The sequence below is a fragment of the Marinobacter sp. C1S70 genome (genome assembly GCF_000475355.1).
GTDB classification, from domain to species: domain Bacteria; phylum Pseudomonadota; class Gammaproteobacteria; order Pseudomonadales; family Oleiphilaceae; genus Marinobacter; species Marinobacter nauticus.
Genome location: NZ_AXBW01000062.1, coordinates 1 through 14,375, shown reverse-complemented (window position 1 = coordinate 14,375; position 14,375 = coordinate 1). Strand labels below are relative to the sequence as shown.

Here is a 14,375-nt window from a genome sequence, read left to right as displayed (position 1 = left end):
CCCTCTCACAGAACCGTACATACGGGCCACGTATACGGCTCATGCCATTAACTTACCCCGAACTCGGGGACAGTGATGCCGGTTTTGACCTTCGCAAGATCCATCAACTGCAGGTCATTGTGCAGGTAGGTGTTGGGCAGGGCCAGACTGGCCAGTGGAGATGCTGCATTGCGCCAGCTTTGCATCCGGATGTGCCGGAACGGGGGTTGGTAACCCAGCTGTTTCAGCCTCCGATGCAGCCGACTCGGCTTTTTCCACTGCTTGAGCTGGATGCAGCGCAGGCGCCGCCTTAGCCAACTCATCACCTGCTTTAACACCCGCGCGCAGTTCGCCACCCGGAAGTAGCTGACAAAGCCCCGCAACACCGGATTCAGCTCACGTATAATGGCCGCGAGTCCGATGCCCCGGTTTCGCTTCGTCAGTGATTTCAGCTTCTGCTTAAGCCTGACCACCTTCTTTCCCTGTATGCGGGTGTACTTGCTATGTATCACCACGCCCAGGAACTTAACCCCTTCATCACTATGGGCGATGTGGGTTTTGGTGGTATTGACCGTCAGCTTCAACTCATTTTCCAGATAGCGCCGGGCAACCCGTAACGCATTCTTCGCGCCCGCTCGTGAGCCGCACAGGATCAGGATGTCGTCCGCGTAGCGGACGATCCGGTGACCCCGGGCTTTCATGAACTGGTCGAAGGCGTCCAGATAGACGTTCGCAATCAGCGGGCTGATCACGCCGCCCTGCGGGCTTCCCAGCTCCGTTTCTTCAAGGTGGTACCCCACCATCACGCCGCTTTCCAGGAACTGGCGCAGCAGTGACAGGACACTGCCGTCCGTGATCCGTTGGCGGAACTGGCGGATGATCAGGTCATGGTTGAGCGTGTCGAAGCATTTCGACAGGTCCATGTCCACAACCCAGTCACGCCGGTAGCGGCGGATAAACAACTCCGCCTTGCCGATGGCGTGGTGACCACTGCGTCTCGGACGATACCCGTAACTCGACGGGTGGAAATCCGGCTCGAAGATCGGTTCGATAATACGGCGCAGCGCCTGTTGCACAACCCGGTCCCGAACCGTCGGAATGCCCAGCAGACGCTCACCGCCGTCATCCTTGGCGATGGCAACGCGTCTGACCGGTTGCGCCTGATAGCGCTTTTCCTTCAGCTCGAGCAACAGGCACGACAGCTCCACCTCCAGATTCGCCTCAAACGCACTCAGGCTCTGCCCATCGATTCCGGCCGCGCCCTTGTTGCGTTTGATGTGTCTGAAGGCTTCATACAGGCACTGTTTTGACAGCAATTGCCCGTACAGACTGTAGTATTTCCTCATGCCTGCTCATCTCTGTGGTGACGGCTTCGAGGATCGGTCTGGCTGCCGGTCTGTTTCAGGCGATCCGTCCGGGTACTAGCGCTCTGGCAATCTGCCGCCACGGTATCGCTCTACTCCCTTGTTCGGAGAACACCAGAGCCACTGCGTTCCCGCAGCACCCCGATGCACGTCCCTGCCCCGTCGGGCAGCTTGTGAACGCAGCGTCCACCTGTTCGCTCGTCGTCCGTCACTCTCGTTAATGACTTCCGCCCTTCGCATCCGACCAGAGCTTTTGACCCTGACCGGTCCGCTGAACCTCCGCCAGCGGTCGTTCCGGTTTTGTCCTCCACGCTGTTACCAGGCTTCTCAGGCCGGAACTTCCTCACTACTACGGCTTCATCTGCCACCTCGCACCGACTACGGCCTCGGCTTTCACCTTGCGCCACAGCCTCCGGCATCGCCGGATTCGGTGTCAGGCTTCCCCGGTTACTGCACCGGCTCCCTGTTAACGATGCCACCCTCAAGCACAGCCCAGGTCTGACTGAGTATCGGGCTTCGCGTTATTTTGCACGCTGACCCACCTGGACTGCCGAAGCAGGTTCACTTGCGTTGTGTACCGTTAACTTCCTATGGCTTCCTTCAGACCCCACCGTTGGCCAGTGACGCCCTTGCCAGTCGGATTGTCTTCCCCTCAGTCGGGGTGACGCCATCTTCTTTCAGATGGCCGGGTTTGCCGGCTTCGCCGGGCAAACAAAAAAGGCAGACCAGTAAAACTGGCCTGCCTTGCAAGAATCAGGGCCAAAACAAAACACTGGCCCCGGAAACGAGAAAAGCCAGCAAAAGCTGGCTTTTCTGGATTGGTAGCGGGGGCTGGATGGTTATGAGACTGATGTTTTAGGCACACTTTTTTTGTGCCAAATTGATGATATTTGATATAAATTGATGTGTGAATTAGAATTTTGGATAGAAGGGAGAGTGGAGACTAAGTACAACAATGCCAAGTAACGACAAGCAGAAATGGCACGGGGCTGATCAATCAGACAACGAGGACTTGACCTTAAGGCATCCAGGCCCTCACTTTCAAGCCATCCGTTCTTGGGCTGAACAAAACAACGTCTCCGACATCTTCGACGCCATAGCGCTCGCCTTTGGCTTCACTGAAAACTTCACGATCATCGGAAACCTGTATCGCGAACTCTCTAACCCGGACTCAAAGGCCATTCTGCATCAGTGGGCTGACAATCCCTACATCAGCCACCTAAACAGGCTTCTTTTCTCATTAAACCAAGATAAAGACTTTGCCAATAACTATTCTGGTCTTCACCAGGGCGTATCAAGAGGCAACACGAAGACTATTCTGCGGTCGGCAGGAGCAGATCTGAAAAACGAGCATTTTCTACTCGAACTAATTATCCAACCTCAGCCCCCTTCCGACAATAACCTGCTCGACCGTTTACGAAGAACTTTGAAAATATGGCTGATCGTACAGGCACTGGAAAGAACCGCAGAGCATAACTGCCCACACGATAACCAGATTCAGCAGGTCGCCAGCACACTCTGCCTCCCCGGAGAGAACAGCAAATGGACACTTATTGACAACATTCTTGAAATGTCATTGAAAGCCTGCCCGTCAGACCACTACTCCTACTCCCAATTCAACCTGGCCATCCGACACGCTGCATCTCAGTTAATTGCCAGATACTCAGGGCCAGAAACCCGTAAAGAGCTGCTGCTTCTTAAAGCCATCCAACGGGTTGCAGAGGGCCAACTCAACCCCACCAGAGTTCAAAAAACAGAGACCGCTTTTCAAACTTCCTTTACAAACCTGCTCAAAGCAACAGAGAGCGCATTGGATCTGAGTAGCTCGGCGGGTGGGCCTCAACTTCTTGCCTATTCAGACAGCGAAACAGACTCTGCTGACGAAGAAGCCCTGCAACAAATGCTGCTGTTCGGCATCAACCCGGAAGAAACACCAGAACAGCAGAAACTCTCGGGCCGAAGCATACTAATGCAGACGGCAGAACTGTCGAACTATCTTCCCTGGTCATGGGAGAAACCTCTTCCCCCAGAAGCTCATCAACTCGATCAGTGGATTAACTGCACTCTGGCTGATGACCGTCCTGAAGACAAACTGGGGGCTGCGTTAGTCTGGCTGGCCGTTCATCTTGAACGCTCCTTGGAGTTCATACAGGAAATTGAAATAACGGATGACTTACGCGATGAATGGAGCATTTCCCAAGACCTAGTAACAGCCCACAGGGAACGACCAAGGCGACACAGCTCTTGGCTTCCGGATGCCGAAGCTCAACCTCTGATCGAACCCTTCCAAGACAGTCTCCGCGTCACTCTGCCAGAGCAGATACAGAGCGTTCTCCGAGAGGCTACTCATGTTTTCCCAGACATCTCCACTCTGCGGCAACTATGGGCGAGGGCCAGCCCTCTTGCTCTAACAACCTGGTTCAGGCAACACGCAAATCGGCATTTCCCGAGACTCACCAGCGCCAAACTCGCTAACGCACAGTCCCAAAGTGTTTTCGATCAGTCGAGCGATCATTCATTGGCCCGCATACTTTCTGCCCACCCTCGAGCAGCGCTACCAGCAGCTTGTGGGTACGCCAACTGGAGCATCGCTCAAGTCCAAAACGGATTTGGGCTTCCATTGCAGAACCCCGCATTAGGCGATGAGAGGACCAATCTCCTCGGGAGTCTCCTTACGCCACTCGAGTCCATTTTGGTCGAGGGCGTTCGGGAAGCCACCCAAACACTGCTGGATAGCTCGCAAGGCGACCCCATCATTTTCCACAACCATCTGGTCCAATACACTGTCACGGCACTGAATGCCGCAACCGGTTGCCGTAACCTGTCAGAGCCTTTCGAGTCGATCGCCCACTTTTGTGATCACCCTCCGGCCGTCTTTATCAACGATAAATCCGACGACGGCCTTCATTGCGGACGAATGGTTCCGCTTGCAGGTGGCGCAAACAGGCTATTGGCGGACTATCTTGAGCACCTTCGTCGGTTTAAGGCGAGCCTTCCAGATCAACACAAAAACCTTGCACATCGCATCCAACAGGTTCTGGAAGGAAACTCCGACACCCTGCCCCTGTTCTTCCTGCTCGATAGCCATGGTGCCTGGCATCCCTTAAACGATTTAGCTGTCCCAGGGACGGAACTCTTCTCGTGGCCTCTTCCAAAGAACTTGTTTCGGCACAGGTTTGCCCAGCAGCTGGCTCGAATGAACGTTCACCCCGAAGTCATAGACGGCTGGATGGGCCATGGGGAGCGGGGAACAACCTCCTACAGTGATCACTCGGCGAGGTGTTGGCGAGAGGACCGTGAACGGTATAAGGACGCCCTGGACGACTGCTTTGACCGGCTAGGTTTTATGGTGCCGCTACCCAAAGCCAGCTACGGCATCACTGCTTTTGAACCCAAACAAACCGTTGATACTTACCGGGAGCCTGATTGTTTTGGCCAGGCACGGCGACACACGGAACGGCTCAGAGCTCGTGATCTGGCACGCTCTGCAGCCCGGAAAGAATTGGACTTGGCGCTAGATGCCAGGCCAGCAAGCGATGAGCACGAACTAAACCAAAGCGACGTTGATGGCCTGGTAAAAAGGATGATCACCCGCGAAAACGGGATGCCGCACCCTCAGGCGGCTGTTCGGATGGAAGTATTGGTCCAATGGCTGGAGGAACACAGTCCCCATACACGACAATTCATACGACATAGAACATTGAGGCTAGGCTCCGAACGCTCACTGGTCAGAGACACTTGCCCCAAAGCGCTTCAAATCATGCCTAATCTTGAACGGTGGGCACAGGACACCAAGCAGGCCATCCGGCAAGCCCGACTTTCAAAGTCTGATAGTCTGGCTCTGGCCACAGCATTCGTTGCAATCGAAAAGCGCATTTCCTATCTCGGACTGCTGGAAGATCTGGTTCAAGGAAAAAATTTCCGGGTCATACAACACAAGCAACGAGTGTACGTGGAATACTCCGAGTCCTTGGAGCTAGAAAATTACAATCAACCGGTTCAACGGCATCAGATCGACCACACCACCGGACGACTGCTGGCAAAAGGACTCGGAATCAAAGACAGCAAGGATCTCGACACAGCACCCTGCCCGAAGTCGTTACAATCACTGGCCACAATACTGGCGGAAACCAGACACCTTGATGATGTAAAAAGAAACGAGCGGTCGGTAGGCGCGCTGTTAAAAGAGCTGAGCCGGTTAATTGAACAGGCCAACCTGATTGACCTTCCAGGTATGGTGGCAGGCGCTCTCAGCAATAGAAACCCTCCTACCAGCCTGTGCTTGTACGATTATTTTCGCCTTACAGAAGGTCAGCGATATCAACCACCAGAATCCGCTCCAGAGCAGAGCCTACCAGAAACTGAAAATTTACCCCCGATTCCAGCATCAGCCTCTGGTACTTATCCCGAACCTTTTTACGACTCAGCGAAGGCTTTTCTTGGAGGGCTGCAGGACATCCTGAACCAATACACAAAAGCCAAGTCACGAGAGATCGCCAAACAGGTCGAACAGTATTGCCGGGCCCATGCTCACTCTGTAAGCAGCGCCATTTTGCTACTTGGCTACTGGGTCGCACACCGAATCCGAAAAGGTAAAGGCCGAGCTAACCTCGCGCACAAAGCCTACGCGACTGGGTCTATCAAACGGTACTTAAGTGAACTGTCTGGCCCATTTCGTGGTTTCGCCTACAAGGCGGATTTGCTGTTGATGGCCGAGGAGGACGTCACTGAGCTTTGCGCCAAAATGCTGTCTCACTGCGCTGACAAACTGAAAGACCTGGCGTATTTTTCGGCACGCCTTATTGAGTTCTTCGACTGGGCGAGTGAGCGCGGAGTATCCACTCCCGACTGGGACGAACTTGATCTCGGCAGTGCCCGACGCTCGGTTCGCCCCAGGCTCTTTTCAGAAAGCGAGTACCTCCAGGCCCTCCAACTGCTCCTGCATCCTGACACCGAGGAGATCGAACGGGGTATGCAAGCCGCCTTTGTACTTCTGTTAGGTTTCCGCTTCGGGCTCAGGGCCCAGGAGGCTATTGGCTTACTCCGCTCGGACTGGTGCGAAGCCGCTGGGTTGACCTGGGTACTGGTTCAAAGCAATTCCATACGTGGCCTGAAAAGCAGCGTCCACAGCCGGCGAGCTGTACCGCTGGTATTTCAACTGAGTGCTGTCGAGCGGTCACTGGTTACATCAATACTGACACGATATACGACCAGGCTGGGTAACGCCGACAATAAGCCGATCCTTGCCGACAAAGAGGGTAACCTCACGCCGTTTGCGGGATCCATTCCATCGGATATTGCCCGGACGCTTAAACTGGTGACGGGAAACACCCGCATGAGCCTGCACCAGGCCCGCCACGGATTCTGTAATGTGCTGAACAGCGCCTTGTTTGAGATAGACACACCGCTTGCCCAAAAACTCACTGAATCGGTCGATAGGGAGAGCCTCCGAAAGATACTGCTCGGCAACCACGGGCTGCCGTCAAGACGCGGCTCTATGGCGATCGCCCGGGCGCTCGGGCACCACTCGCCTCGAACGCAATTTCGCTCCTATAACCGCATGATGACAGAGTGGGCAGACAGGCTCACTCCGGTAACCACCCACTACGCCGGCACGATTTCAAAGGCCCTCCAGATTGATCGTTGGCCTGTAAAATCCGCCAGTGAAGTCGAGAGTGCGGCTCCCACCATTTTTGCACAGCGAACCAGACTCACGCCCCTTATTGTGATGGAAGCTCTGAGACTGATGGCGCTTGGGTACGCGGCTCACGGAATCGAACCGATGCTTCGCCTACCACCAGGAGAACTTGCCGATGTGGAAATTCTAGTTGACCGGATAAATGCGGGGCTGCGGTTCAAAGTCTATGACCCGGAACAAATGAAGAAAGCATTCGTGTATGGCACCAAATTGCCGAAGTATTTACTGAAGTCCCGCTCGGCTGCCGTTTGGCCCAGATTGCTGCATATGTGCGACGAGCTGCACAACTTTGAGGAACTGGACACTGACCGACCACTGCCATCTCTCGCCCAGGCCTCGAATCTCGTTGGTAGAAATGGCCACCTGCTGATGAATGAGGTCGAAGATGCTCACCTGATGCGGCTTCTGGTGGACGCCTTCAAAATCCCCGAGAATTCGTACAAAGTCGTCATAAAGAGCAAACCGGATTATGCTCCCCGAGCTCAAAGAGTGGTTTTAGCAGGTGAATTTGTAACGGCGGTCGAACCGCTGCAATTGGATACCTTCAACGAGGATTACGATAAAAGTTACACAAGGGCCCGCTCTTACGCGGGATTAGTCCTCAGCAGTCCGGTGGCTACCCAAATCCATGACCGTTTGGAGTTGGTACTACTTTATATCGCCATTGCATCGTCCTACTGCCCGAAACCCGCACCACTGAAACCGTTACCCACCTACCCTAACTGAAGGTTGAAGCTCTCCGCAGGGTCCACCGCCACTGCAGCTAGTTCAAGAAGAGTCAATACCGTTTTTTGCTTTCTGGCATCTTGCTGGCTCACCGCTTGAAACTTCACCAAACTGCGATTCGCATAAGCTCTGGCGAAGACACGAAGGAACTCCAGATCATGGCACAAAATCTCAGTTCTTCCCTCGAGTTCCGGGGTGTCATCATCGCTGGAGCTAGGTGTCACCCACAGAGTCACCGTACTTTTTTGCTCGTCGAACCCTAACGGCCTGCCAGTTGCCCGCACAGTGCCAAGAGCTTTTTGCTCGACCGTCAAAGCCGGCATGACACCCTGTACCGTTGCACCACTGAGATCTTCAAAGCCAAACCTCACCATGACGCCTTGCTTGATCGACCGGTTGGCAAATTTTGCCGCTATCCCCCGGCTAAGGGTTCGAAGAAACTTTTTTTCCTTAGTAGAAAGAAGATGCTCGTCTTCCGGCTCTCCCAGGAGACTCTGCGGAAGCAAATCTCTAAATACAAAGCGAGCCGCAGCTCTAAATCCTTCTACTTCTGAAGTGGTAACCCCAGCTCCTACCAGCCTCACAACGTAGGTTGCCGGAAATTCAACATTGTGCGCAGGCTCAATCCTTAGACGCCACTCTACGTAAATCGCCGCCAATTTCTTCAAATCTCGAAAATCGTTAAGAGCTGAAACGACGGCGTCCTTTAGCTGTTTTTGGGCGGGCAGGACAATTGAAGAATCTTCCTCAAACTCAAGCACCCCGCCGGAATTAACGACGTGCGGTGCACTTGCCGGGTGTAATACTACGATAGTGCCGTCGAACGAATCGGATTCTTCATAAATACCCATAAGAGTTTATTTCCCAGAGCTTTCCCATATTTTTTTTCGGAAGTTGCCCAAACGATATCGCTGCCATTACCCCGTGACTAAGCTCTCACCGTATCTTGTCCGGATAGCCGGACATTTGACTTCTACCGCATGGTTTTGGGGTGAAGTTATTGCCTAACCGCACCAGCTCGCTGGATTACAACTCAACCATTCTGCTATTACGCTCCAGGCTCGAATTGGTCGAGCAGCTCTAAACGATGGCAATACCGGGCAGTTAGGCGACATCCATGACGTGCCAAGGCAAACCATAGGCATCACGACTTCATATTTTTTCAGAGAAAAAAGACCAGGGGGCGCCGGAAAAGTGTGTTTTTTGCGTACTTTTCAGCATGCGGAAAGCAAATCAGGCAGGTGGGACAACTTTTTAGTATGGTTTTGGTCGTGTCGAAGATCCTAGCCACGCCGGCCGGACTGATTGGCGGTTTGGTGCTCAGATCACATGCCAGGCTCTGGCGGGAAATCCACGAATTATCCGAGTCCTCCGATTCAAACTGACACCACCAAAATCAGTCTTGAAGTGACTCTCAAGCCAATCACGTGCCGGACACCTCGGCGTTCTGAGAGTCAGTAAGAAAATCGATCAATACGGACGGCAATCTTCCGCAGTTGCAGTTGACGGCTTGATTGAGTGGTCAGGAAGCACACTGGCAGGTAAAGACGGTTTCCTTGACTGCCAGAGAGGATCCAATAGCAATATGGCGACCGGCGACAGCATGCATCAACAGAAGTCTCCCCACGCAATTTTCTGGAGCGCAGAAGCTACTGAGAAGCAGCCCTCATCAGTGCCCAGCAGGTCGAAAGGTTTTTCACCCTCGAGCGCCGGAACAGGGCGCTGTAGCCACTCGAACGCAAGCTCCTGGGACTCAAAAACCCGTATTGCCTGGAGAATGACATCGGCCGCTTGCTGTGTGATTTCCTGCTCCAGGCCAACTGGCACCATCTGATCCCATTCTCGAAATGCCTCTGGCATTGGGGCACTCAGGTCACATTGGGCCATCAGATCACTCAAGCTGTAGCGTTTGCGCCCTATCATCGTCTTACCTTCTATTTCCATTTCGGCCGCGTATCACCGCGGCTTGCATCGCCGCAGTCTCCTGGCTGGAGAACCTATCGAGTGGTTGGTATTCACCATCCCACTCCTGAGCATGTCGGTACCGGACAACCTGTTCTGAGGTGAACTCGACAATATCGTCGAATCCTGTTTCGTACCCCTCAACCAGGACAGGCGTTTCCGGCGGCAGTAATTTCAGATGTTCAATCAGTTCTTCCGCTGTCATTCAAACTCCTTGGTCAAATATGACCTTGTCATATCTCTACCACGACAGGCTCGTTGTTGGGTTCGTAGCGAGCAGTACAGGTGCTGGCATTGATCAGTCTCGTGCTTCCCAGCCAGTATTCCCCGTAGCCCTCGTGGATATGGCCAAAGATATGCGCTTTGAGTGAGAGTTGCTGGATTCGGTGAAGCAAATCAACGCATCCGACATTCTGGCATTTGAACCCCAGGTTGACCTCATCTCCAATGCCGTGAGGCGGGCCGAGGGTGATGAGAACATCGGTGTTGTCCGGAATGCCTTGCCAATTTTCGTACAGCGGCTCACCACGCTCCAGCATGAACGCCCAATCCATGAAAGTCGGCGTCCAGGGGGACCCCCAAAATCGTATGCCTTCAATCTCGACGCCGCTGTTTTCCAGGTATATGGCGTTGGTCAAAGCCTGCCTGGCCAGATCTGGCGTCTCCTGAAAGGCCCGGTCGTGGTTGCCTGCAATCACAATCTTATGGCGATGCGGCAACGTTCCGAGCCAGTCATTGAGCTCTTCAATGTTCTCCAGTGTGCCCTGGCCCAGACTATCGCCTGCATGAACAAGCACAGGACCATTATATTCATCCCTTCTTTGGCTGCTCTCGATCCTCCATAAAGTCGTCACTAGCGCCTTCAGACTCGAAATACTCGTCCCAAACCGGGTCGGTCGGCCTGTCATAGCGCTTAACCGAACCCTTGAGGCGTTCCAGAGGTGTAAGCTCCCGAGGCAGCGGCTCTGCCAACTCATCGGCATGGGCAGTGTGGGGATTGAGCCCTTCCAGTAGTTCCTTTTCCGTTGGTCGTTCTGTTTTCATCTCGGGACATGCTCCGTGTTGCCTGCCAACGAACAATCAAATGGACGGTCAAATTTGACCACGAATTCGACGGGCCTGCACCAAGCCGTCGGCGATCAATGTTGTCGGAAAAGGGCAGCAAATGACTGGTTTCGGGGATCGCCCAACAAGTGATCCAGAATCGAGGTGCCGTTGAGTCCCCATAATTGGACCGGTTTCCTGAACCAATCTGCCGCCATCCCTTCGTGACCATCCCCCTCTGCCATCGCTAGTGCAATAAGGCTTGAAAGCGTTAACTGTTGTAAGATTAAGGATACCCAATTGCCAAAAAACAATGATAGATAGAAGGTAACTTGCACCAATATGGAACAGAACTCTGTGCCAGTCTCGTTCACAAATGCATCGCCAGCTTTGTGCTGCTGATCCGAATGGAGGGCTTGGGATTTGCAATCAAACAACGAAATTCATGATCAGCGTGCTAAGGAGGTGAGTCAAGACTATCTGGCCTACATGCTGTCTCAAAACATCCAGAACAGCATTTCGAACTCACAGCCCAATAACGAAACTCGTCAGAAAAGCCAGCCCCTATCGCCAAATGAAAGGGACATTCTCAAAGCCGGCGGAGCAAGGTTCACAGACGCTGACGGCCATACCAGCGACGAAATAATCCACCGCCAGATCCAGCAACTCCAGAATGAGGTGCGAGACATCATTCAGCAAGCGCTTACTCTGGACGAGGTAGCCCAACGTCTTTCCAAGCCAAAAGAAGCGGTTCGCGGTCTTATTGCGAAGACACCCCCGGGGCTTTATACGTTTGAGTCTCCCAACGGAGAGTTGTTGTTTCCTCGTTGGCAGTTTACAGAGAAAGCCACTCTCCCCCACCTTCAGATCATTTTTCAGAACATTGGCCCAGGTGTGAACCTGCTTACCCTGAACCGGTTTATGACGGCCGAAAACGGTGATCTGCTGCTCGGCAACCGCCGCCTAAGCCCAAGGGACTGGCTCGCCTCAGGCCATGACCCTTCAGAAGTTGAGATACTCGCCAGAGATATCTCCGGGCAGGTATGATGAACACCCAGCACTAGATAACACGGAGGCACCATGAACATGACAGCAGCGCTCATCGGTTATGGAAGCTTTGTCTTGTCGTTACTGGCCATTGGTGTTGTTGGGTATTGGAAGGCTGATGCTCTGGAAGCTTGGGCAACACGGAGGTTTAAAGGCTTCAGGGGCTGACGGGGGACTCAGCGCTTTAGTGTCCAGGAAAGCCCATCGTCCTCCATATAAGAATGCCACTCCGTTCGCAGTGGTAGTGAAGCTAGACGTTACATCAGCTCTCCGATAACTAATGTCGCTTTATGCCAATAATCTGCTTGGAGTCATAGTCCGGGATTCACATTACGATTCTGCACTGCGCGTGTTCAGCATTTCAATAGCGTCTGCCCCGAATGGTGACCACCACCCTCCATCCTCAGAAACCTCAGCCAAGTGGATTATTCTGTGAAAAATCCACTTGGCCAGGACTCCTACCTCCGGCGATAAAAAATTACCCGCTAAAGACATAAGGCTTCAAATCGTCCAGATTCGCCACAACCAAAGGCTGCTCAATCGGTGGACGTAAGATCGCACCTGGCTGACTGCGGTTTGTTTCACTTCGTACTTCGCCATATTGTTCTCGTCCCTACCCCAAGTTCCTAGATACTCAACAACCTTATCCACTGACAAAAGCCGCGTTCACAAGCCAAATTAGCCACAATCACTCTGTTGCCCGCCCAAGTTCCCAAATCCGCGACGAATAACAGCTCTCAAAGCCATCCTCAACAACGCAGTCAAGGACCCCGCTCAGCCAGCGGCGCTGATCATTCAGCACAGTCTTCGGATCACCAGCTTTTTCCCGCGCGGCAAAGTACGCTGATGACAAGTTCTTATCGAGGGCAGCGAACTCCGATGAGCCGCAGGTCAGCAATTCAATTCGTCGTTGCGCCAACGAACAGTCAAAGCTAGCTTCAGGCAGAGATAGCCCTATCGACTGAATCATGCCTACGAGCTCTTTTCTCTCCTTCTCGCTCACTTTCTCGTTCAGGCCCAAGTAGAACAACGCATTTCTGCCGGCTGAATCAGTTTCAGGAACAAAAAAATCACCAACATCCCGTAATACAGCGCTGACAAAGTCAAACTCCGAATTTTCCAGCGCATAGGTCAGCACGTTCCTGCCAAATATCTCTGGCCCCCCATATTCGTTCTCTACCGTAGTACTCGCTAGCAGCTCCGGGCGGGAATTCCGAAGGATTTTGTAGGAAACAAAATTATTGTGGTGAGCGGCATACATCACGGGGGTCTTGTTGAAGCTTCCCCACTGACCGTAATCAAACTTGATCCACTCCATGATAGCCCCGAGTCCATTAGAGTCCTGTGCAGCCAAGTTACCCGTTAGCGTCGCGGCGACGGACGGCCCTGTTTCTTCATCCACGAAATATTCAGAGTATCCATCGGTCTGTTCACTCAGCCTCTCCAAAAATAGACCAAACTTTTCTCCGGACAACCAATTGATATAACGCTCTAACTGGCGGAACTTGCCCTCTGAAATCAGGTGGCCACCAATAATTTGAAGCTGAAACTCAGCAGACTTAGGGTGAAATCTATTGATTAATAGAATTCCCTCAGACCAACCATAATTTGAAACATTACTAATCAGGCTTTCTGTGTCCTCCGCATATCGACTGTTCGCAACCCCAAAAAAATTGTTCTGTATCTGATGGGTAAAAGTCTCGACTATTAGGGTGGCATCCTCCGGCTGCAAATAATGCCGCTCAGTCAGCCGCTCAACGAGCAGTCGTTTCAACTGATTTTCTAACGCAACAATCCTGGAATTAAGTTCTTTCTCGTAGGGGCCAAGAAACTGCCAGGAGTCCAGCCAGTCAGAGCTGTCCGAGTTCGAAGCATAGCTAGAGTACAATTCTGGCCGATACTCAATAAGTGCAATGGCCTGCAAATTAGTCTTGTGCACAAGGTTGAACATTGAGCCTAGACGGACACCTGCCGGGTTCATAACATCGCTCAACAAGCTCCGCCAGTCAGAAAACACATCCAGCCACTCACGGGAGTCCTCAGGCAGCGTTACCTGAAAGTAGGCATCTCGTGTCGCTCCCCAGACCGGCGTATGGTTAAAAAAGACCTCCGGGTAGGCTTCCACAAATGCTCCCGGTACGGAGAAAATCGTGTTGTTTACAAGCCAACCATAACAAGAGACCAGAACGTCCTGTCTTGAAGTTGCACGGTTGGTGGGGAGGTTATCCATGTACGTTGTACTGACCTGATCACGGTAACGGCTAATCAGTTGAACTGATTCCGAGGTCTTGCCCTCTGCAGCCAACGCCATCGCCAGGAGAATGATGACCCTGGACTTTGTCTCGGTATCGGCGATCAGTTCAATTGAGTGAATCCAACGCTCATTCCGTCCAGTGTTCGTTCTGGAAATACTCATCCGGTGCAGAAATGCCTCGATGTCATCTCCAGTGACTTTTTCTCCGGCAATGGCACTTCGTAATAATCGATCCATGCCAGATTGCGGCTCCGCCATTACCTGCGCTGGCCCAGGCTCCTTAGTTGCGGTAGGAATGCCT

General features: G+C 52.9%; 9 protein-coding genes and 1 pseudogene. 3 read left to right on the top strand and 7 right to left on the bottom strand.

Translation table 11 applies throughout. The features are described from left to right. Nucleotides 1–47: 47 nt before the first annotated feature. Nucleotides 48–1,325 (bottom strand): group II intron reverse transcriptase/maturase, encoded by a 1,278-nt coding sequence (gene ltrA / locus Q669_RS14720; protein ID WP_022992869.1) that lies wholly within the window; start codon nt 1,323–1,325, stop codon nt 48–50. A 973-nt stretch (nt 1,326–2,298) separates the two neighbouring features. Here ltrA and Q669_RS14715 point away from each other — a divergent pair. Then, nucleotides 2,299–7,767: a hypothetical protein gene (locus Q669_RS14715; protein WP_022992868.1), complete on the top strand. Its 5,469-nt coding sequence runs from the start codon at nt 2,299–2,301 to the stop codon at nt 7,765–7,767. Here the strand turns inward: Q669_RS14715 and Q669_RS14710 are convergent. The 5 genes from Q669_RS14710 to Q669_RS14690 form a co-directional block, all read right to left on the bottom strand. After that, nucleotides 7,755–8,618 (bottom strand): hypothetical protein, encoded by an 864-nt coding sequence (locus Q669_RS14710; protein ID WP_022992867.1) that lies wholly within the window; start codon nt 8,616–8,618, stop codon nt 7,755–7,757. The genes Q669_RS14715 and Q669_RS14710 overlap by 13 nt on opposite strands. Before the next feature lie 757 nt (nt 8,619–9,375). Next, complete coding sequence (locus tag Q669_RS14705; protein WP_022992866.1) at nt 9,376–9,690, bottom strand: antitoxin Xre/MbcA/ParS toxin-binding domain-containing protein; 315 nt, start codon at nt 9,688–9,690, stop codon at nt 9,376–9,378. 4 nt (nt 9,691–9,694) lie between these two features. After that, a complete protein-coding gene (locus Q669_RS14700) occupies nt 9,695–9,934 on the bottom strand; it encodes a hypothetical protein (protein WP_022992865.1) in 240 nt (79 codons plus the stop codon). A 28-nt stretch (nt 9,935–9,962) separates the two neighbouring features. After that, nucleotides 9,963–10,583 carry a metallophosphoesterase family protein gene (locus Q669_RS14695; protein ID WP_036149846.1) on the bottom strand — a complete coding sequence of 207 codons (621 nt, stop codon included), beginning with the start codon at nt 10,581–10,583 and terminating at the stop codon, nt 9,963–9,965. Then, a complete protein-coding gene (locus tag Q669_RS14690) occupies nt 10,540–10,773 on the bottom strand; it encodes a hypothetical protein (protein ID WP_022992863.1) in 234 nt (77 codons plus the stop codon). The genes Q669_RS14695 and Q669_RS14690 overlap by 44 nt, the downstream gene beginning before the upstream one ends. 423 nt (nt 10,774–11,196) lie before the next feature. Here Q669_RS14690 and Q669_RS19125 point away from each other — a divergent pair, with 423 nt between their 5' ends. Both Q669_RS19125 and Q669_RS20030 read left to right on the top strand, forming a co-directional pair. Continuing rightward, nucleotides 11,197–11,820 (top strand): hypothetical protein, encoded by a 624-nt coding sequence (locus tag Q669_RS19125; protein ID WP_022992861.1) that lies wholly within the window; start codon nt 11,197–11,199, stop codon nt 11,818–11,820. A gap of 33 nt (nt 11,821–11,853) precedes the next feature. Beyond that, nucleotides 11,854–11,988 (top strand): hypothetical protein, encoded by a 135-nt coding sequence (locus Q669_RS20030; RefSeq protein WP_022992860.1) that lies wholly within the window; start codon nt 11,854–11,856, stop codon nt 11,986–11,988. Nucleotides 11,989–12,508: 520 nt separating this feature from the next. Here the strand turns inward: Q669_RS20030 and Q669_RS14675 are convergent. Continuing rightward, nucleotides 12,509–14,375: pseudogene (locus tag Q669_RS14675) on the bottom strand (hypothetical protein); the annotation flags it as partial.